We start from the raw sequence: 20,406 nt of genomic DNA, 5'->3' as shown, positions 1-20,406 counted from the left end.
CTTTCCTTCCTTATCGTTGTACGGATCAAAGCAGCATGCCCTTGAGCCTAAGCCGACCGCTGGAAAGGCGCTTGCCCCAAGCTCAGGCGTTTTTGCCCCAGGCTCGGCAATGACGATGCGCCATGCCAGATGCACCCGACGCGTTGTCAGAGCCTGTCAGAGATGAAGGCCACGGCGGTGCAGGGAGGGCGTGACACCGAAGGCGCGCCGATACGCCCGGGAAAAACTGCCCTGGTCGCGAAAGCCGACCAGCGAGGCGATGTGCCCCATGGGCTGGGCGCTGGACTCGACCAGCTCACGCGCACGGGCCAGCCGGCGCTGCTGCACGTAGGCCAGCGGTGTCATGCCGGTCAGTTCGCGAAAGCAGGCATGGAAATGCCCCGGACTCAAGGCGCACTGGGCGGCAAGATCCTCGACCACGATCACCGTTGCCAGGTGGGCATCGATATAGCCATCCAGGCGCTCGAGATCGAGCCGGGCATGCTCGCGCGGTTGCGGTGGCGCCAGGGTGAGCGCCTCGTCGTGCAGGTTGAGGTAGATGGCCCGCAGGATCAGCGTGGCGATCTCGGTGTGCAGCGCCGAGTGCTGCTCCACCTGCGGAAGCAGGCCACTGGCCAACTGGTAGAGCGAGGTAGGTACCTCGAAGAAGCGTGGCCGCTCGAAGAGCCGACCCACCTCATCGGCACACGACGTCATCGCCAGGTTGACGAGCGGAATATCCAGCACCAAGGTGCGATTGGCGCCATCGCCAATGTATTCGTGGTGGTAGGTCGAGGGGATCAGGCAGCCCCGCTCGCGCGTGATGCGTTCGCCCCGCCCTTCGATCTGCAGCTCGGTAACGCCCGAGGTCGCCAGGATCAACTGGTGGTAAGGGTGCTCGTGGGCAATGTATTGCTGCATCAGGTTGCAGGCACGCAAATTGAAGAAGGACATGATCTTGTTGTTATCGATGGCCGTTGAGATGCGTTCTCTCAACCATACGCCGAGAAACCGCAGAGCGAAAGCCTCATGCGGGGCGGCCAGCCCGGCCGCCCCGGGTCAGCTCAACGACACCGTTCAGCAACGTCCTTTCTTGGCCTGGCCCGGCGGACAGAAACCGCCCCTGTCATGGTCATAGTCGCGATGGTCATGATGCCCGTCACCTACCTCGATGATCGGTTCAGGATCGATACGCGCTGGGGTATAGCTGCAACCACTCACGACAATACCCAGGGAAAGTACTGCGGCAATCAGTAAAAGCGGGCGCATGGCTCCTCCTTCTTTTTCGTGGCAGTCATGAAGCTTAAAGAAAAAGTGCCCCCTACGTAAGTTGCATCGGCAAATGCCGGGTATCTATTGACAATCGATACCATGATGGACAATTTTGGTATACAACTTCAGTACACAAAACAATACACCTCCGGCATCCAGCAAGGCACCTGAACCGCAGTCAAGCGGGTAACCCTTCGGCATTGAAAGCATGAAGGAGGTGTCACCGTTACCATGCCGAGGAGGCCCCATGACCGAGACTGCACAGACCCTATGGATCCGCCACCCGCTGGCCTGCGCCGACGAACGCGCCGCTGGCGGCGTAGTGGTGGCCGGATCACGCATCGTCGAGGCCGTTCCCGCCGGAGGGCAGCCCAGCCAGCCAGTGGATGCGACGTTCGATGCGTCGCGGCACGTGCTGCTGCCGGGGTTGGTCAATACGCATCATCACTTCTACCAGACGCTGACCCGCGCCTACTCCCCTGCGCTCAACAAGGAACTCTTCCCCTGGCTGACCACGCTCTATGACGTATGGGCCAACCTGGACGAGTCGCAACTGGCGCTGGCCAGCGAACTGGCCATGGTCGAATTGCTGATGTCCGGCTGCACCACGGTGGCCGACCATCACTATGTGTTCTCGGGCGCGCTGCTCAACGCCATCGACCAGCAGGTCGAGACGGCCCGGCGCCTGGGCGTGCGCGCCGCGCTGACCCGGGGCTCGATGAGTGTCGGACGCGACGACGGCGGGCTGCCGCCCCAGTCGGTGGTGCAGGACGAGCAAACGATCATCGACGACAGCCAGCGCCTGATCGAGCGCTACCACGAGCGTGGCGAGGGGGCGATGGTCACCCTGGCCCTGGCGCCCTGCTCGCCGTTCTCGGTCAGCCGCGAGTTGATGCAGGAAAGTGCCAGTCTGGCCGACTCTCATGATGTGCGCCTGCATACCCACCTGGCGGAAACCGAGGACGAGACCGGCTACTGCCAGCGCCTGTTCGGCATGCGCCCGCTGGATTACCTGGAAGATTGCGGCTGGCTGTCGAACCGCACCTGGCTGGCCCATGGCATCCATTTCAATGACGACGAGGTGCAGCGCCTGGGCCGCGCGGGCACCGGCATCGCGCATTGCCCGTCATCGAACATGGTGCTGGGCTCGGGCATGTGCCGCACGCTGGAACTCGAGGCGGCCGGCGCCCCGGTCGGGCTGGCGGTGGATGGCTCGGCCTCCAACGACCATTCCAACCTGGCCGAGGAGATGCGCCAGGCCATGCTACTCGGCCGTCTGCGCTACTCGCCGGGCGAGCTGACTCACGAAGCCGTGATTCGCTGGGCCACGCGAGGTTCCGCGCGTTGCCTGGGGCGTGACGACATCGGCGGCCTGGAGCCCGGCCAGCAGGCCGACCTGGCGCTGTTCCGGCTGGACGAATTGCGCTTTTCTGGCGCGGAAAACCCCCTGGCTGCCCTGCTGCTGTGCGGGGCGCATCGTGCCGACCGGGTGATGGTCGCCGGGCGCTGGCGAGTGATCGACGCCCTGCCCTGCGATATCGATCTCGAGGCATTGATGGCCAAGCATGACGAGGCGGCACGCCGATTGCGCGCCGCCCTGTAGTTTCGCGATGCGGCCTGAATGTTGCATTGCGACCCACTTCAACAACGCCTTGAAAACAACAATGGAGAGTCACGATGTCCACTCCCGCCTCCGAGCAGCTGCAGGCCGATCCCCCGAGGGTCCGCAGTACCCATGACGTCAATGCCATGCCGCCCGTGGGGCGCGCCATTCCGCTGGGGATCCAGCATGTCCTGGCGATGTTCGTCAGCAACGTTACCGTGCCGATCATCATCGCTGGCGCGGCAGGCCTGTCGGAGGCCCAGACGACGATGATGATCCAGGCGGCGATGTTCGTCGCCGGGGTCGCCACGCTGGTGCAATCGCTGGGCCTCGGCCCGATCGGCGCCCGCCTGCCGATCGTCATGGGCACCAGCTTCGGCTTCGTGCCGGTGCTGATTCCCATCGCCGTGGGCATGGGTGTGCCGGCCGCGCTGGGGGCGGCATTGTGCGGGGGTGTGGCAATGGCCCTGGTGGGACTGTTCCTGCCCTATGTGCGCTTCCTGTTCCCGCCGGTGGTGACCGGCGCGTTCGTGATCATGATCGGCGCGCTGCTCATGCCGGTGGGCTTTGCGTATGTCGGCGGCGGCTTTGGCGCTCCGGATTTCGGCGCCCTGCACCATCTGCTGCTGGCCGGTCTGGTCATGGCGATCACCATCGGCCTGCACCAGTTCGGACGCGGCATCTGGTCGGAAACCGCGCCACTGGTCGGTCTGGTGGTGGGATTCATCGTCGCCGTGGTGTTCGGCTACGTGGACTTCTCCAGTGTGGGCAAGGCGGACTGGTTCTCGTTGCCGGTGCCCTTCGCCATCGGTGTGGAATTTCACCTGAGCGCCATCCTGCCGGTGGTGCTGCTCGCCGTGGTCACCTGCGCCGAGTCGATCGGTGACATCGTCGGCACCACGGTCGGCGGTGCCAACCGCGAACCCACCGAGAAGGAACTCTCCGGCGGCGTGATGGCCGACGGCCTGGCCAGTGTCTTCGCGGCGATCTTCAACGCCTTTCCGCAGATCAGCTTCAGCCAGAACGTGGGCATCGTGGCACTGACCGGTGTCGTCAGCCGCTTCGTGGTCGCCATCGGCGGTGCCTTTTTGGTGATTGCCGGCCTGTTCCCCAAACTGGGCGGGCTGATCTCGGGCATTCCCAATGCGGTGCTCGGCGGCGCGGTGCTGATCATGTTCGGCATGATCGCCAGCGCCGGCATCAAGATGCTCAGCGGCATCGACTTCAACAAGCGCAATATGCTGATCCTGGCCCTGGCACTGGCCACCGCGCTCGGCCTGCCGGCCCAGGAAGGGCTGTACGCCGGCTATTCCGATAACGTCAAGGCAATCATTGAGTCCGGCCTGATCCCGGGCGCGCTGGTGGCCATCGTGCTCAACCTGATCCTGCCGCACAGCGAAAAGTCGATGCGTAACGACGTCTGATCCACTCTCTCGTCTGGCTGGCCCCGGTGACTGCATCGGGGCCAGTTCGTTGGTTTCTCAAAGGAGCGTGAACAGCACGCCGCCGCCCCACAGTACCAGTACAGCCCCGGTTGCCCGACCCACCCAAGTCCCGGCAGGCAGCAGCTTCTCTGCCAGCACCAGCAGCGCGAGCCCGGCGATCCAGGCCAGGTTCATGACGCCGCCGACGAACAGCAACAGCATGAGCACCCAGCAACAGCCGAGACAGTACCCACCGTGATGCAAGCCCATCATTAACGCGCCACGCGGCCCCTCGCGCCACTGCGTGAGCACGAATTCCAGCGGTGAACGACAGTGCCTGAGGCAGGCCTGCTTGAGCGGCGTCCATTGGTAAACGCCCGCCGCGACCAGTACCACCCCCGCCATCAAGGTGCTCGTGGTTTGCATCATCGGCGACAGTAGCGCGGCGCGCTCCAGAATGAATTGCAGACCAACAGCGGCCACGCTGAACGCCGACCAGACCGCGACGTAACCCAGCGCAAACGTCCCCGACAGTAGCATGTGCCGCACCGGGGACTGCCGCGCTCGAGCTACGCTCGAGAAAAGCAGGAGCATCGGTGCCGCGCCAGGCAGCATCATCGCCACCATCATGATCGCCCACATCACGAATATCATCAGTGCGTGAGCCGGCGTCCACGCGACTGGCGCCATGCCCATCCTGTCCGCCATCCCCGTCATCACCCCGGCGCCAGACAGCAGATAGGCCCAGCACAGGACGACGACGATCAACAGCGCGGATGCCATGAGGACACGATCGTGCCGCAGCGCCCTTTCGACTACCGATATCGCCATGGCCGATCTCGCCTGGGCTAGGCCTCAACCCCTTCGGGCGTCTGCACGACATGCGCCAGCGTGCTATGTGACCCCTGGGTGGAGAACGCAATTGCCCCGTTGCTCTTGATAGTGGCGCTGGCAACCTCGCCCTTGATGTGCTCGAACCCTTCCGGCATGACGACCTGGATACGGTGAGGCTTGTCGGTCACCGGATTGCGGATCGGCACTACCTCTGTCTCGAGTACTTCAGGAATCGACAGGCGGGCGGTCCGAGCCTCCTCATCGAACTCGAACGACACCGGTGCGAATATCGGGTCGTGCATGGTGCTTACGATAATGCTGAAGATATGGAATAGCGTTCCCTCTGCAGAGTGCTTTCCCGACATGATCTCGAACAACGCCTCACGCTGCTCGGGACTGGCGCGTTCATCAATGATCGGCTGTGCCTGGCCGTTGCCTTCGTGCAAAGGCCCAGGGAACTGCACCACGACGGCGAAGAACAGGTCATCCAGGCGGGTGCTTTCGTAATGCCCCTTGGTGATGTGCATGCCCACGAGCCCCCAGCATTCACCGTGGGTCGGCGGGGCATTGAAATCGCACGGGCAACCGAACGCGCAGTTGCAGTTCTTGAGCCACTCCCCTTCGAGACGCCAATCTACCTGTGCCATGATCGAAACCTCCCCCGACGGAAAGTCGAGTCGTCCAGGGCCCGGCGAAGTCGGAGCATGTTGTTGTGTAGATTGATGGGCCTTGCACCCATCAACGTCAGTGTAGTTTCGACACTTGGTCGATGATCGACCCCGCTTTCCCAAACCTGACCTTCGTCAAGCAACAGGTCGACTGGTCGTGCGACCAAAGCTCTACTTTACGTTAACGTAAACCCCTCCTATGCTCCTGACATGACGGATCGCAGGCCGCGTATCCGCACCAGCAGCCATGGCTTGCGAATCAACAAGACTCAGGAGCTTCAACATGCACGCCCCCTACGCGCCCCTCGACTTCGGCCTTCCCGACGAGCTGAACATGCTTCGCGATCACGTCAACGCCTTTGCCCGCGACGAGATTGCCCCACGCGCTGCACAGATCGATCACGACAACGTCTTTCCCAACGACCTGTGGCAGAAGCTCGGCGACATGGGCCTGCTTGGCATCACCGTGCCCGAGGAGGACGGCGGCAGCGGCATGGGCTATCTCGCTCACTGCATCGCCATGGAGGAAATCTCGCGGGCCAGCGCCTCGGTGGGCCTGTCGTATGGCGCGCACTCCAACCTGTGCGTCAATCAGATCAAGCTCAACGGCAATGCCGAGCAGAAAGCCAAGTACCTGCCCAAGCTGATCAGCGGCGAGCACGTCGGCGCCTTGGCGATGTCCGAGCCCGGCGCTGGCTCCGACGTGGTGTCGATGAAGCTGCGTGCCGAGAAGCGCGGCGACAAGTACGTGCTCAACGGCAACAAGATGTGGATCACCAACGGCCCGGACGCCCACGTGCTGGTGGTCTACGCCAAGACCGACCCCGAGGCGGGCTCCAAGGGCATCACGGCGTTCATCATCGAGAAGAACTTTGCCGGTTTCTCCACCGCGCAGAAACTCGACAAGCTGGGCATGCGCGGCTCCAACACCTGCGAGCTGGTGTTCGAGGATTGCGAAGTGCCGGCCGAGAACATCCTCGGCGAGGAGAATCGCGGCGCCAAGGTGCTGATGAGCGGGCTGGATTTCGAGCGCACCGTACTCGCCGCCGGCCCCATCGGCATCATGCAGGCGGCCATGGACGTGGTTGTGCCCTACATTCACGAACGCAAGCAGTTCAACCAGGCCATCGGCGAGTTCCAGCTGGTGCAGGGCAAAGTCGCCGACATGTACACCACGCTGAACGCCTGCCGCGCGTACCTGTATGCCGTGGCCGGCGCCTGCGACCGCGGCCGGACCTCGCGCAAGGACGCCGCCGGCGTGATCCTCTACTGTGCCGAGAAGGCCACCCAGATCGCGCTCGACGCCATCCAGTTGCTCGGCGGCAATGGCTACATCAACGAGTACCCCACCGGTCGCCTGCTGCGCGACGCCAAGCTGTACGAGATCGGGGCCGGCACCAGCGAGATTCGCCGCATGCTAATAGGGCGCGAGCTGTTTTCGGAATCAGCATAAGGGCGACGACACATGGCTATTCTGACGACCCAGATCAATCCGCGCACCGAGGCCTTCCAGGCCAACGAGGCGGCGATGCGCGCCGAGGTCGAGCGGCTGCACACGCTGACCGCGAGCATTGCCCGGGGCGGCGGCGACAAGGCCCGCGAACGCCACGAATCGCGCGGCAAGCTGTTCGTGCGCGACCGCATCGACCACCTGCTCGACGAGGGTGCACCTTTTCTCGAGATCGGCGCGCTGGCCGCCCATGAGGTCTACGGCACCGAGGTGCCCGCCGCCGGCGTGGTGGCAGGTATCGGTCGGGTGAGCGGCGTCGAGTGCGTGATCGTCGCTAACGACGCCACGGTCAAGGGCGGCACCTACTTTCCGCTCACGGTGAAGAAGCACCTACGCGCCCAGGAGATTGCCCGCAAGCATCGCCTGCCGTGCATCTACCTGGTCGACTCGGGCGGCGCCCACCTGCCCCACCAGGACGAGGTGTTCCCCGACCGCGACCACTTCGGGCGTATCTTCTACAACCAGGCCACCCTCTCCGCCGAAGGCATCCCGCAGATCGCCGTGGTGATGGGCTCGTGCACCGCCGGCGGCGCCTACGTGCCGGCCATGGCCGACGAATCGATCATCGTGCGCAACCAGGGCACCATCTTCTTGGGTGGCCCGCCGTTGGTGAAGGCCGCCACCGGCGAGACGATCAGCGCCGAGGACCTGGGCGGCGCCGACGTGCATGCCAAGGTCAGCGGCGTGGCCGACCACTATGCCGACAACGACGCCCATGCCCTACAACTGGCGCGTCGCGCCGTGTCGCGCCTCAACTGGCAGAAGCGCGGCCAGCCAGCGATGAAGGAATCCAAGCCGCCGCGCCTCGACCCGCGCGAGATCTACGGCATCGTCGGCACCGACCTCAAGAAGCCCTATGACGTGCGCGAGATCATCGCCCGGCTGGTCGACGACTCAGACTTCGATGAGTTCAAGCGCTACTACGGCGACACGCTGGTCACCGGCTTCGCGCACCTGCACGGCCACCCGGTGGGCATCGTCGCCAACAACGGCGTGTTGTTTTCGGAGTCCGCGGTCAAGGGCGCGCATTTCATCGAGCTGTGCGCCCAGCGCAAGATTCCGCTGGTGTTTTTGCAGAACATCACTGGCTTCATGGTCGGCTCGAAGTACGAACAGGAGGGTATTGCCAAGCACGGCGCCAAGCTGGTCACCGCGGTGGCCTGCGCCAAGGTGCCCAAGTTCACGGTACTGATCGGTGGCAGCTTCGGTGCCGGCAACTACGGCATGTGCGGTCGCGCCTACGACCCCAATCTGCTGTTCATGTGGCCCAACGCGCGAATCTCGGTGATGGGCGGCGACCAGGCCTCCAACGTGCTGGCCCAGGTCAAGCGCGACCAGTACGAACGCGACGGCAGCGAGTGGAGCGCCGACGACGAAGCCGCCTTCAAGGCCCCGATCCGCGAGCAGTACGAGCGTCAGGGCCACCCGTACTATGCCAGCGCCCGGTTGTGGGACGACGGCGTGATCGACCCGCTGCAGACCCGTGACGTGCTGGGGCTGGCGCTGGAAGCGGCAATGAATGCAGACGTGGAAGAGACGCGCTTCGGCGTATTCCGGATGTGACCGGCCCATAAGGCCCGAAAGCAAGGCCTACGTGAGCGGCACCGGGAACAGGAACAAGCGAAGCTCATTTTTCAGGGCCGGAAAATGATCCTTTCTATTCCGGCATTTCCGCCATCCATGGCGGTCAGATGAAAAATGGAGCGTCCAAGGGAGGATTTACAGCGTCTTCGCGGTTCATGTTCCCGGGTAAGCCGCGCGCTGTGAGTGGGACTAGCCGGAAGAGAGACAAACATGGCTGATACATCAAGTTATTCCAAGCTGAACATCGACGAGCGCGGCGTCGCCTGGCTGACCCTGGCGCGCCCCGACGTGCACAACGCCTTCGACGATGCCCTGATTGCCGAGCTCAACCGCCATCTCGAACGCCTGCACGAATTGGCCGAGCAAGGCGAGGTGCGTGTGGTGGTGCTGGGCTCGGAAGGCAAACACTTCTCCGCCGGGGCCGACCTGAACTGGATGAAGCGCATGGTCGAGTACAGCGTCGATGCCAACCTCGATGACTCCCGCGAGCTGTCGCGCCTGATGCATTGCCTCGACACCCTGCCCTGCCCGACCGTGTGTCGCGTGCAGGGCGCAGCCTACGGCGGTGCCGTCGGGCTCGCGGCGTGCTGCGACCTGGTCATCGCCTCCGAGGCGGCGCGCTTCTGCCTCTCCGAGGTCAGGATCGGCCTGTCACCGGCGGTCATCAGCCCCTACGTACAGCGTGCCATCGGCAGCCGCCAGATGCGCCGCTACGCGCTGACTGCCGAGGTCATGGACGTGACCACCGCCCAGACGCTGGGGCTGGTCCACGAAGTCACCGGCAAGCAGGAAATCGACGAGCGCGTCGCGGTATACGTGAACACCCTGCTCGACGCCTCGCCCCAGGCCAGCCGCGCCACCAAGGCCCTGCTCGCCGAGGTGGCCCGCGCCCCCGACAGCGACGCGACCCGAGAACGCTGCTGCCAGGTCATCAGCAAGCTGCGCGTCAGTGCAGAGGGCCAGGAAGGCCTGGGCGCGTTCTTCGACAAGCGCCCGCCCGCCTGGAAGCCCCAACAAGACAACGACAAGGAGCCGGGTGCATGAGCCTCGCCAACGCCCCCAAGCCGCTTGCGACGGTCCTCGTCGCCAACCGCGGCGAGATCGCCTGCCGCGTGATCCGCACCGCCCGCCGCCTGGGCCTCAAGAGCGTGGCGGTCTATTCCGACGCCGATGCCGACGCCCGCCACGTGCGTGAGGCCGACGAGGCCGTTCGCCTGGGCCCGGCCCCGGCACGCGAGAGTTACCTAGCCATCGACGCCGTGATCGAAGCGGCCCGGCGCACCAACACCGACGCCATCCACCCCGGCTACGGCTTCCTCTCCGAGAATGCCGCCTTCGTCGCCGCCTGCGAAGAGGCCGGCATCGTCTTCGTCGGCCCACCGGCCAGCGCAATTGCCGCCATGGGCGACAAGTCCGCCGCCAAGGCGCGCATGGAGTCCGCCGGCGTGCCACTGGTGCCCGGCTACCATGGCGATGAGCAGGCCGATGAGCACCTGAAGGCCGAGGCCGACCGCATCGGCTACCCGGCACTGCTCAAGGCTAGCGCCGGCGGCGGCGGCAAGGGCATGCGCGTGGTCGAGCGCAGCGAGGACTTCCAGGCCGCCCTCGATGGCTGCCGCCGCGAGTCGAAGGCGGCGTTCGGCGACGACCGCATGCTGATCGAGAAGTACCTGACCCAGCCCCGCCACGTCGAGGTCCAGGTGTTCTGTGACAGCCAGGGCAACGGCGTCTACCTGTTCGAGCGCGACTGCTCGGTGCAGCGCCGCCACCAGAAGGTCCTCGAAGAAGCCCCCGCCCCGGGCATGAGTGACGCCCTGCGCCGCGAGATGGGCGAGGCCGCGGTGCGTGCCGCCAAGGAGATCGGCTACGTAGGTGCGGGTACCGTCGAGTTCCTGCTGGATGCCGATGGTCGCTTCTATTTCATGGAAATGAACACCCGCCTGCAGGTCGAGCACCCGGTCACCGAAATGATCACCGGCGAGGACCTGGTCGAATGGCAACTGCGCGTGGCCGCCGGCCTGCCGCTGCCCAAGGCGCAGGATGACCTGACGATCAGCGGCCACGCTTTCGAAGCTCGCCTCTACGCCGAGGACCCCGAACAGGACTTCCTGCCCGCCACCGGCACCCTCGAGCGCTTCGGGCTCGACCTGGCCGGCGCGGGACTGGACGCCGAGCGCGTGCGGCTCGACAGTGGCGTCGAGGCTGGTGACGCCGTCTCGATGCACTACGACCCAATGCTCGCCAAACTGATCGTGCATGGCGACGACCGCGACCAGGCCCTGGCCACCCTCAACCGGGCGCTGAGCGCGCTCGACGTGGCCGGCGTGATTACCAACCGCGCCTTCCTGCAGCGCCTGGCCAGCCACCCCGCGTTCAAGCAGGCCGAACTCGACACCCGTTTCATCGAGCATCACCACGACAGCCTGTTCGCCGCTCCACGGCTCGATGCCCAGGCCTACGCGGCAGCGGCCCTGGTCGCCATCGACCGGCTGCAGGACGAAGCCAACGCCGACTCCCCCTGGGCACGCCGCGACGGCTGGCGGCTCAACGCCCCGGCAGCCATCCGCATCGCCCTCACTCACCCGGCCCATGCCAGCGACGACGCCGACAGCGTCGCTATCGTCACCGTACGGGCCGAGCAACCGATGACCAATAATGACTGGCATCTGCACATTGGCGACGACACCCTGAGCGGTTGCCTGCAACGCCTGGACGGCGACGCCGTGGCGATCACCCTGGACGGGCATCGCCGACGCCTGCTGGCCCGCACCGAGCGTACCACCCACGGCGACACCCTCATCCTGGGCGACGCCCAGGGCGAGACCCGCCTGTTCTGGCGCCGACTCGACGCCGTCGATCATGGCCACCATGAAGTCGATGCCACCCTGACCGCGCCCATGCACGGCACCGTGGTGGCGCTGCTCGTCGAGCCCGGCCAGACCGTCGAGAAAGGCACGCCGCTGATGGTCATGGAAGCGATGAAAATGGAGCACACCCTCAACGCCCCCGCCGACGGCCATGTGGAGAGCTTCCACTTCCAGGCCGGCGATACGGTGGGACAGGGGGATGTGTTGGTGGAGTTCGCTCCTTCTGAATAAGCTGAAGCGAAACTGAGAGCGCCAAGGTTAGCGGCGCCGGGGACAGGGCGAAGCGGAGGTCATTTGCCAGGGATGGCAAATGTAGCGTCCAAGGAAGGATTTACAGCGCCTCCGCATAGCCCTGTCGACGGACAAGCCGCGTTGACAGGATCAGTTGAGCGGAGACAACCGGAGTAAATGGGATGGCATTTCCTAAGCAAGTCCGCCTGGTCGAGGTCGGCCCCCGCGACGGCCTGCAGAACGAACCCGAGCCGATCAGCACCGCCACCAAGCTGGAACTGATCGACCGCCTCGGCGCGTCAGGCATCCGGCATATCGAAGCCGCCAGCTTCGTCTCGCCCAAGTGGGTGCCGCAGATGGCCGATCACCGCGAAGTGATGACCAGCCTCACCCGTCGCCCCGGCGTGGTCTACTCCGCCCTCACCCCCAACCTCAAGGGGCTGGAAGCCGCATTGGAATGCGGCGTCGAGGAAGTCGCCGTGTTCGGCGCCGCCTCTGAGGCCTTCTCGCAGAAGAACATCAACTGCTCGATCGCAGAATCACTGCAACGCTTCGAACCGGTACTGGAACGCGCCAAGCAGGCCAACGTGCGCGTGCGCGGCTACGTCTCCTGCGTGCTCGGCTGTCCTTACGAAGGCGAGATTGACCCGGCCAAGGTCGCCGAGGTCTCGAAGGCGCTGTATCAGATGGGCTGCTATGAGGTGTCGCTCGGCGACACCATCGGCACCGGCACCCCGCTCAAGGCCAAGCGCATGATCGAGGCTGTGAGCCGAGACATTCCCATGGACAAACTCGCTGCCCATTTCCACGATACCTACGGCCAGGCGCTGGCCAATCTCTACGCCGTGCTGGAAGAAGGCATCAGCGTGGTGGACAGCTCCGTCGCCGGTCTCGGCGGCTGCCCCTACGCCAAGGGCGCCTCCGGCAACGTGGCCAGTGAAGACGTGGTGTATCTGCTGGATGGGCTGGAAATCGAGACGGGGATCGATCTGGACAAGCTGGCGGGAACCGGCACCTGGATCACCCAAGCGATTGGGCGACCGAACCGCTCAAAGGTGGGTGTGGCGCTGGCGACTAAATAAGTACGTAGCGGAAACGAAAAGCCCCGGGTCAAGAACTAGCTCGAGGGCTTTGAGCGTCACGGTCATGACTCTTTGCTGAAAGAGATTTAACACAAATCTTTGCGGCAATTCAGGCACCGCATGACGGCGGAAAAATTGTCCGGCAATAGAGGCTGGTCAGGCATTATTCGTAGCGGCTCCAAAGCCTGAGGACTTTCACCACCCGCTCCTCTTCGAGCACTTGGTAGACCAGACGACGCTGAATATTGATGCGGCGTGAATAGGTCCCCGCAAGATCACCAATAAGCTTCTCAAACGGAGGCGGCTTGCGGTAAGGGTCTTCTGAAATCAACGCCAACAATTCCTGGGCTTTGGGTTTGAGGCCGCTGAAGGCCAGCTTTTTTGCATCTTTCTGGGCTTGCTTGGTGTAAACCAACTTCCATGTCACCAATCCAGCTCCTCATTACACTCATCCACGGAGGTGTCCATCCCTTCACGAATAGATTCGCGCATCCCCGGTACGGAGAGCAGGTAAAGTGTCTCCTGAATAGCCGACCAGTCTTCCTCGGATACCAAAACAGCTTTGTTCCGCTTACCCATGATGACGATGAGTTGATGGGACTCGGCGGTCTCGTCAATCAACCGACAAAGGTTACTGCGCGCCTCAGTTGCTGTGACTCCCCTCATGACGAGCCTCTTGCGTGTTCAAACTTCAATCAAGTGTACGCCCATTGGTACGTACGCCAAGACGAACGTTTTGTATATCTCCGAAGTACAGCGGCGACTTTGGTAACCAGCCGTAACGTTAAGAACAACGCAAACATTAGCATTAGGCGGTACTGAGCAATTCCTCTTTCTTGAGATCTGCAAAATGAAAAACCCCGAAGGCTGAATCCAGCCTTCGGGGTTCGTTCCATCAGCGAGAGGCTTCTCGCGCTACGGGTCTAACCCTCAGCGATGCAGGTCGAAACGGTCGTTTTCCATGACCTTGACCCATCCCTTGACGAAGCGGTCGAGCATTCGCTCCTCGCCACCGTCGGCGGCGTACTCCTCGGCGATAGCACGTAGCTGCGAGTTGGAGCCGTAGATGAGATCAACGCGGGTGGCGGTCCACTTCTGCTGGCCTGTTGCCCGGTCCTTGCCGACGAAGCGTTCTTCGCTCTCGTCGGCCGGCTCCCAGACGGTGCCCATGTCGATGAGATTGGCGAAGAAGTCGTTAGTCAGTTGCCCGGGCCGGTCGGTGAAGATGCCCTCTTCGCTGTCACCGACGGTGATGCCCATGACGCGCATGCCGCCGAGCAGCGCAGCCATCTGCGGTACGCTGAGGTTGAGCATGAAGGCACGGTCGACCATCAAGTGCTCGGCCGGGATAGCGGTCGCCTGAGGCTGCATGTAGTTGCGGAACGCATCGTGCCTCGGCTCCAGGTAGGCGTGCGTATCTACCTCGGTCATTTCCTGGGTAGCATCGGTGCGGCCCGGGGTGAACGGCACGGTGATGTCGTGCCCGCCCGCCTTGGCCGCCATTTCGACCCCGACGCTGCCGGCCAGCACGATCATGTCGGCCAGCGAGATATTGATGCCGGAGTCGCTGCGCAGTTGCTCGAGCCGGTCGAGCACCTCAGGTACCCCGGAGCGCACGTTGACGTCCCAGTTGGCCTGCGGCTCGAGACGGATGCGTGCGCCGTTGGCGCCGCCACGGTGGTCGGTCTGGCGGTAGGTGCAGGCCGAAGCCCAGGCAGTGCCTACCAGTTGCTTGACGCTAAGGCCGGAGTCGGCGATCTGCTGCTTGAGCGTGGCGATTTGCTGCTCATTGACGAGCGGCCCCTGCTGCTCGGGCACCGGGTCCTGCCAGACCAGCACCTCGTCGGGTACCTGCGGGCCGAGATAGCGGGCACGCGGCCCCATGTCGCGATGCAGCAGCTTGTACCAGGCACGGGCGAACTCATCGGCAAGCTTATCCGGGTTCTGGTGGAACTCCTTGCAGATCTCCAGGTAGGCCGGATCGGTGATCATTGCCATGTCGGCAGTGTTCATCACCGGCGGGTTCTTCTTGCCCTTGACATGGGCGTCGGGCACCCAATAACCCTCTTTGACCTCGACCGGCTCCCACTGGTTGGCGCCAGCCGGGGACTTCTTGACCTCCCACTGGTGGGCAAAGATGGTATTTAGGTAAGAGTTGTCCCACTGGGTCGGTGTCGGCGTCCAGGCGCCTTCGAGGCCCGAGGTCACCGTGTATTCACCCAGACCGGTCTCGTGCGTGTTGGCCCAGCCGATCCCCTGCTGGTGAATCTTCGCGCCTTCGGGGGCCTCGCCGACGGATTCCGCCGGGCCGTTGCCGTGCATCTTGCCGAAGGTATGGCCGCCAATGGTCAGCGCCGCGGTCTCACGGTCGTTCATGCCCATGCGGGCGAAGGTTTCCCGTACGTCCTGGGCGGACTTCATCGCGTCCGGAATGCCGTTGGGGCCTTCGGGGTTGACGTAGATCAGGCCCATCTGGACTGCGGCAAGCGGGTTGTCGAGGACGCGGTTACCGCCTTCCCAGCTACCAGTGTAACGCTCGTCCTTGGTAGCGAGCCATTCGGTCTCGGGGCCCCAGTAGATGTCGTCCTCGGGCGCCCAGATATCGGCGCGACCGAACCCGAAGCCGAAGGTACGGAAGCCCATCGTTTCGAGGGCGCGGTTGCCGGCAAACACCAGCAGGTCGGCCCAGGAGATCTTCTCGCCGTACTTCTTCTTGATCGGCCAAAGCAGCCGGCGCGCCTTGTCCAGGTTGCCGTTGTCGGGCCAGCTATTGAGCGGTGCGAAGCGCTGCGCACCGGTGCCGCCGCCACCACGGCCGTCGAGCGCACGGTAAGTGCCCGCCGCGTGCCAAGACATGCGTATGAAGAACGGCCCGTAGTGGCCCCAATCAGCGGGCCACCAATCCTGCGAGTCGGTCATCAGCGCGTCGACATCAGCGGTGAGTTCATCGACGTCGAGCTTCGAGAAGGCCTCGCCGTAGCGGAACTCGGGGCCGAACGGGCTCGCGTCGGGGTGCTTCTGATGCAGAATGTGAAGGGTAAGTTGATCGGGCCACCAATGCTCGTTGCCCTGCAGGCGCGGCGTCGTGCGTGCAGCCCACTCCGGGCGTTTCGTCTTCAGATCGGACATCGTAGTTATTCTCCTCGACTAGATTGTGGCCCGCAGGAATATCCGAAGAAGGAAGTGACGGACTACCCTCAGGCCCATGCTGGCGGCTTGGAAATTCCTGTACACCCTCAAATAACAGTGAAGGTTTCAGGCACAACTCCGTCAAGAAGAGAGAAGCTTTAGGCGTGATAGGAAAAGCCTATAGAGCAACCACCTAGGCTGCGAACAGCTTGCTCAAAAGTGTCTGATTTAGACGCTGATGGAGACCACGGGGATGCCGTTTCCCCTGAGCTCAGTAATCGAAGAGGTTGCCCTGCGCCCTAGGCCTGGCCCACGTCGCCCAGCATGCTTTCCAGTTCGCTTTCATTGACGCCAAGCATCCGCAGAATATTGCGCTGAGCGGCATTGAGGATGTGCTGTCGCTCCAGTTCACCGGGCAGGCTCTTGGCGATGGCGACGGCGCCGACCAGCGAGGCGAGAATGACACGGGATTTATCGGCGATGACGTCGCGGTCGGGCTCGAAGGGTAGCTTCTTGAGGCGGCTCAGGGCGATGAGGCGGGTTTCCAGCATCTTCTTCATGCGAAGATAAGAGGCTTCGAACAGCGTACGGATCTCGGCATTCTCGTTGCCAATCTCGTTGAACAACACCGTCTCCGGTCCCGGCTTGTGCTTGCGTTCCAGCTCCTGAAGGTTCCAGCAATTGGATACCAGCTCCGTCAGGTGTTTTACCGACAAGGGCCCTTTCACCAGCCTGGCTGCACGGCTGCTCTCCAGGGTTTCCTGTACCGAGGCATGGTAGAGCGCTTCCTTCGAGGCGAAGTGCGCGTAGAAGGCACCATGGGTCATCTTGGCCAGCTTCATGATCTGGCCAATGGAGACTTTCTCGAAGCCTTTACGACTGAACAGCTCGATAGCGGACTTGAGAATGCGCTCCCGCGATCTGGCCTTGTGGTTCGTCGAGTAGGGCATGGCGATTCACACTCCCACGCTGAATATTACCTTGATCATATAAAGCCGGGTGCTAGCGTGGCACGATCCCAAGTCGTTCAGGAAACCACCATGCAATCACCGCTCGTCATCACTGGCATGGGCATGATCAGTCCCCTCGGTTGTTGCGTCAAGGCGAGCTGGGAGCGCCTTCTTGCCGGCCGCTCGGGCATTTCCCCGATCACTCGTTTCGATACCGGTGACCTGCCGATCAAGGTCGCGGGGTCAGTGCCCGACATCGCCGACGACCCCGAGGCCGGCCTCGACCCGGACCGTGTGCTCGATGCCAAGGAGCGGCGCAAGCTGGAACTGTTCAGTCTCTACACCATGGCCGCCGCCGAAGAGGCGCTGACCCAGGCCGACTGGTTTCCGACCAGCGATGCGGAACGTCTGGCCACCGCGACCATTGTCGGTTCCGGCATCGGCGGCTTTCCTACCATCACCCAGGCGCAGAACACCCTGTCGACGCGCGGCCACCGCAGGCTCTCGCCGTTCACCGTGCCGGCTTTCCTGGCCAACCTGGCGGCAGGCAATGTGTCGATTCGCTATGGCTTTCGCGGGCCGCTGGGCTGCCCGGTAACCGCCTGTGCGGCGGGTGTTCAGGCTATCGGCGATGGCATGCGCCTGATACGTAGTGGCGAAGCCGATGTGGCGCTGGTGGGTGGCGCCGAGGCCTGTATCGACCCGCTGTCGCTGGCCGGCTTTCACGCCATGAAGGCGCTCTCCACCGAACAGGACGACCCCACCAAGGCATCGCGCCCTTTCGATCAGGCTCGCAACGGCTTCGTCATGGGCGAAGGCGCAGGGCTGCTGGTGATCGAAACCCTGGCCCATGCCGAGGCACGCGGGGCAACGCCCCTGGCGGTGCTAAGTGGCTATGGCACCAGCGCCGATGCCTATCACATCACCGCCGGCCCGGAAGACGGCTCAGGAGCCGCGGCGGCCATCCGCGCAGCGCTGAAGATGGCAGGGCTCTCTCCCGAGGCAATCGATCATATCAATGCCCACGCCACCTCGACGCCAGTCGGCGACCGGGCCGAGATCGCCGCCCTGCGCAATGCCTTTGGCGACGCCCTCGCCGGCATTCCGATTTCCGCAACCAAGTCGGCCACCGGCCATATGCTCGGTGCCGCCGGCGGCGTGGAGAGCATCTTCTCCGCCCTGGCGACCATGCACGACCGGCTGCCACCGACCCTGAATCTGGAAAACGTCGATGAGGATATTCAGGACCTGGACTTCGTCTCGGAGTCGGCACGCGAACACTCGACACAGCATGTGCTGTGCAACGGTTTTGGCTTTGGCGGGGTCAATGCCGCGCTGATCGTCAGCAAGGTGTAGCGCTGGCTTTCCGTCGATAGTCGGCACGACTCGACAGACCTGTAGGCGTGTCGGCTATTATTCCTGGCTCCATAGTCGGAGAACTTTAATCACGCGCTCGTCTTCGAGCACTTGATAAACCTGTATATAAAGCAATGCAGCCTTCGCCGTCTAACCGCTTCAATCTCGCGGTGACGAGCTAACCTCGTGCTCAGCAGCGTCTTCGAATCCTTCTTCGACCATTTCCTGCGCCCTCTCTTCTTCCTCATCAGAGGCTCGCGGCTTTGCCATGTCCTTATTCGCGACGGCCAGGGTCGCGGTAATGGCGAAGTGATCGGAGCCGAACACCCGTTGCCGGCCGAAGTCGGCCAAATGGAAGCCATCGGAGACAAACAGGTGGTCGATGGGATATCTCCATAGGGGGCGCTGTGCATGATAGGTAGTCAGCAACCGTCGGCCACGGCGTGGGTCCTTCAGGTCAGTCAGTTCAGAGAACAGTTGCGTCGTATCCGACCACGCCACGTCATTGAAGTCCCCGGTGACGATCCAGCGGTTGTCTGCGTCCTTTTCAACCTCACGGGCGACTAGCATCAACTCCGCGTCTCGGACTCGGCTGTCGCGACGTTCGGAGGTTTGATCGTTACGGTCAATCCGGTCACGCAGCCCTGGCGGGACAGGATGGATACCGACATAACGGACCGGCCCGATTCCTGGTATATCCAGGGTCGTAAAGATCGAGGGACGGCGCTCGGAGACCAGGTATTTGATCTCTTTTTTCAGTAGCGGGAATTTCGACCAGAGCACCATCCCCAGCCCCTCGCCACGGACCTCTCCAATCCGATGAGCATAGCGTTCATTCAATGGTGCCAGCCCCTCGTTCCACTCGCTGTTGATTTCGAGCATCAGCACAAGGTCTGGATCCTCATGCTGCACCAACTCCAAAACCTCGCTGTAGCGGTCGTTGGTGTAGGTAACATTCGCGGTCATGACCTTGAATGTCACCCCGGCCTTGTTGGGGTGAATTTCAGCGTCGGGGACTTCGGGCTGCCAGACCGGAGTGAACGGCAGGATATGTGATAGCTGCCATATCCCCGCCGCGAGGATTATGCCCAACCACACTGCATGCTCTTTCCGTGGGCGTTTCCACCAGGCGTGCACGGCAAGCAGCACCAAGGGCAGGAGCAGCGCCCAAGCCAGCTGAAGCCGTGGGAACTCCCACAACCTGACCCACCACTGACCGCTGGGGATCTCTGGCAGCACGCTCACCAGGGCTATGCAGAACGTCAGTACACGAATGGTCCACAGAAGGAACTTTGAAGCCATGACATCTCTTTTTCCGTGCGGCAGCGGTAATTTGGTACGTCCCGGTCGCGTGGCCGGCTTTGTCCAAGGCCGTTAAGCTCAGGCCTGTCATTGTCGCTTTCTTCGAGTCTGACGTAGATAATCTTCTTGACATCCTCCTCGCCTTGAAAGACGAGGATTCCTGGTTGTCGCCGTCCAGGTTCCTGCTTCACTGTCCGTTGCTCCTTGGGATTACCCGCAGAGACTGACACAGACTCCACAGGCTTAACCTCCCGCGTGCCCCGCGGTAGTGTTCTCGTGCTCTCGCAGCTTGTCAGCGCCGGCGAGAATCGCCTTGCCTGCCTTGAGAATGTTCTTCGCCGCGTTCACGTCGCGGTCGTGACGGGTGCCGCAGGCGGGGCAGTCCCATTGACGGACTGATAGCGGCATGGCGTCGGCAAGGTGACCACAGGCGTGGCAACGCTTGCTCGAAGGGTAGAACTTGTCGATCTGGACAAAAGAACGCCCGTACCACTGCGCCTTGTACGCCAGCATCGTCGTGATCTGATGCCAACCCACGTTGCTGATGGCTTTCGCCAGTGAGCGGTTCTTGAGCAGGTTCTTCACTTGCAGACTTTCCGCAGCGACGACTTGGTT

Annotated in this window: 18 protein-coding genes; 8 read left to right on the top strand and 10 right to left on the bottom strand. The window is 63.1% G+C overall.

Features of this window, described 5'->3' with window-relative positions; all coding sequences use genetic code 11:
- Positions 1-156 precede the first annotated feature (156 nt).
- Together BM194_RS10745 and BM194_RS10740 are read right to left on the bottom strand one after the other, a co-directional pair.
- Positions 157-933, bottom strand: coding sequence for an AraC family transcriptional regulator (locus BM194_RS10745; protein ID WP_092847001.1), 777 nt, complete (start codon positions 931-933; stop codon positions 157-159).
- A gap of 123 nt (positions 934-1,056) precedes the next feature.
- The gene (locus BM194_RS10740; RefSeq protein ID WP_092846585.1) at positions 1,057-1,248 is read right to left on the bottom strand and encodes a hypothetical protein; all 192 of its coding nucleotides are present in this window, start codon (positions 1,246-1,248) and stop codon (positions 1,057-1,059) included.
- A 250-nt stretch (positions 1,249-1,498) separates the two neighbouring features.
- Here BM194_RS10740 and BM194_RS10735 point away from each other — a divergent pair, with 250 nt between their 5' ends.
- Both BM194_RS10735 and BM194_RS10730 read left to right on the top strand, forming a co-directional pair.
- Positions 1,499-2,854, top strand: a complete 1,356-nt coding sequence (locus BM194_RS10735) for an 8-oxoguanine deaminase (RefSeq protein ID WP_092846583.1) — start codon at positions 1,499-1,501, stop codon at positions 2,852-2,854.
- 74 nt (positions 2,855-2,928) lie between these two features.
- A complete protein-coding gene (locus tag BM194_RS10730) occupies positions 2,929-4,278 on the top strand; it encodes a uracil-xanthine permease family protein (RefSeq protein ID WP_092846581.1) in 1,350 nt (449 codons plus the stop codon).
- A 57-nt stretch (positions 4,279-4,335) separates the two neighbouring features.
- Here the strand turns inward: BM194_RS10730 and BM194_RS10725 are convergent, their stop codons facing one another.
- Positions 4,336-5,109 carry a DUF2182 domain-containing protein gene (locus tag BM194_RS10725; RefSeq protein WP_092846580.1) on the bottom strand — a complete coding sequence of 258 codons (774 nt, stop codon included), beginning with the start codon at positions 5,107-5,109 and terminating at the stop codon, positions 4,336-4,338.
- A gap of 17 nt (positions 5,110-5,126) precedes the next feature.
- Positions 5,127-5,759: a DUF1326 domain-containing protein gene (locus tag BM194_RS10720; protein WP_092846578.1), complete on the bottom strand. Its 633-nt coding sequence runs from the start codon at positions 5,757-5,759 to the stop codon at positions 5,127-5,129.
- A 304-nt stretch (positions 5,760-6,063) separates the two neighbouring features.
- Here BM194_RS10720 and BM194_RS10715 point away from each other — a divergent pair, with 304 nt between their 5' ends.
- From BM194_RS10715 to BM194_RS10695, 5 genes are all read left to right on the top strand, one after another.
- Positions 6,064-7,233, top strand: a complete 1,170-nt coding sequence (locus BM194_RS10715; RefSeq protein ID WP_092846576.1) for an isovaleryl-CoA dehydrogenase — start codon at positions 6,064-6,066, stop codon at positions 7,231-7,233.
- Between the two features lie 12 nt (positions 7,234-7,245).
- Positions 7,246-8,853 (top strand): carboxyl transferase domain-containing protein, encoded by a 1,608-nt coding sequence (locus BM194_RS10710; protein ID WP_092846574.1) that lies wholly within the window; start codon positions 7,246-7,248, stop codon positions 8,851-8,853.
- Positions 8,854-9,084: 231 nt separating this feature from the next.
- The gene (locus BM194_RS10705) at positions 9,085-9,918 is read left to right on the top strand and encodes an enoyl-CoA hydratase-related protein (protein WP_092846572.1); all 834 of its coding nucleotides are present in this window, start codon (positions 9,085-9,087) and stop codon (positions 9,916-9,918) included.
- Positions 9,915-11,972 carry an acetyl/propionyl/methylcrotonyl-CoA carboxylase subunit alpha gene (locus BM194_RS10700; protein WP_092846570.1) on the top strand — a complete coding sequence of 686 codons (2,058 nt, stop codon included), beginning with the start codon at positions 9,915-9,917 and terminating at the stop codon, positions 11,970-11,972. Before BM194_RS10705 ends, BM194_RS10700 begins: the two co-directional genes overlap by 4 nt.
- A 182-nt stretch (positions 11,973-12,154) precedes the next feature.
- A complete protein-coding gene (locus tag BM194_RS10695; RefSeq protein ID WP_092846568.1) occupies positions 12,155-13,054 on the top strand; it encodes a hydroxymethylglutaryl-CoA lyase in 900 nt (299 codons plus the stop codon).
- Positions 13,055-13,217: 163 nt separating this feature from the next.
- Here BM194_RS10695 and BM194_RS10690 read toward each other — a convergent pair whose 3' ends face one another.
- From BM194_RS10690 to BM194_RS10675, 4 genes are all read right to left on the bottom strand, one after another.
- Positions 13,218-13,481 (bottom strand): Txe/YoeB family addiction module toxin, encoded by a 264-nt coding sequence (locus BM194_RS10690; protein WP_092846566.1) that lies wholly within the window; start codon positions 13,479-13,481, stop codon positions 13,218-13,220.
- The gene (locus tag BM194_RS10685; RefSeq protein ID WP_092846564.1) at positions 13,478-13,720 is read right to left on the bottom strand and encodes a type II toxin-antitoxin system Phd/YefM family antitoxin; all 243 of its coding nucleotides are present in this window, start codon (positions 13,718-13,720) and stop codon (positions 13,478-13,480) included. The genes BM194_RS10690 and BM194_RS10685 overlap by 4 nt, the downstream gene beginning before the upstream one ends.
- Before the next feature lie 264 nt (positions 13,721-13,984).
- Positions 13,985-16,183 (bottom strand): catalase/peroxidase HPI, encoded by a 2,199-nt coding sequence (katG, locus tag BM194_RS10680; protein WP_092846562.1) that lies wholly within the window; start codon positions 16,181-16,183, stop codon positions 13,985-13,987.
- A 299-nt stretch (positions 16,184-16,482) separates the two neighbouring features.
- Positions 16,483-17,133, bottom strand: a complete 651-nt coding sequence (locus BM194_RS10675) for a TetR/AcrR family transcriptional regulator (RefSeq protein ID WP_092846560.1) — start codon at positions 17,131-17,133, stop codon at positions 16,483-16,485.
- A 90-nt stretch (positions 17,134-17,223) separates the two neighbouring features.
- Between BM194_RS10675 and fabF the strand changes: the two genes are divergently transcribed.
- On the top strand, positions 17,224-18,489 hold the full coding sequence (gene fabF / locus BM194_RS10670; protein ID WP_092846558.1) for a beta-ketoacyl-ACP synthase II: 1,266 nt from the start codon (positions 17,224-17,226) through the stop codon (positions 18,487-18,489).
- A gap of 159 nt (positions 18,490-18,648) precedes the next feature.
- Here the strand turns inward: fabF and BM194_RS10665 are convergent, their stop codons facing one another.
- On the bottom strand, positions 18,649-19,791 hold the full coding sequence (locus tag BM194_RS10665) for an endonuclease/exonuclease/phosphatase family protein (RefSeq protein ID WP_092846556.1): 1,143 nt from the start codon (positions 19,789-19,791) through the stop codon (positions 18,649-18,651).
- A gap of 243 nt (positions 19,792-20,034) precedes the next feature.
- Positions 20,035-20,406 (bottom strand): RNA-guided endonuclease TnpB family protein (locus tag BM194_RS10660; protein ID WP_143097584.1); only part of this gene is annotated, 372 nt, incomplete at its 5' end.

The sequence above is a fragment of the Modicisalibacter xianhensis genome (assembly GCF_900113605.1).
Taxonomy (GTDB): Bacteria; Pseudomonadota; Gammaproteobacteria; order Pseudomonadales; family Halomonadaceae; genus Modicisalibacter; species Modicisalibacter xianhensis.
The sequence above is the reverse complement of the archived record's forward strand: the minus strand, read 5'-3'. Positions and strand labels throughout refer to the sequence as shown.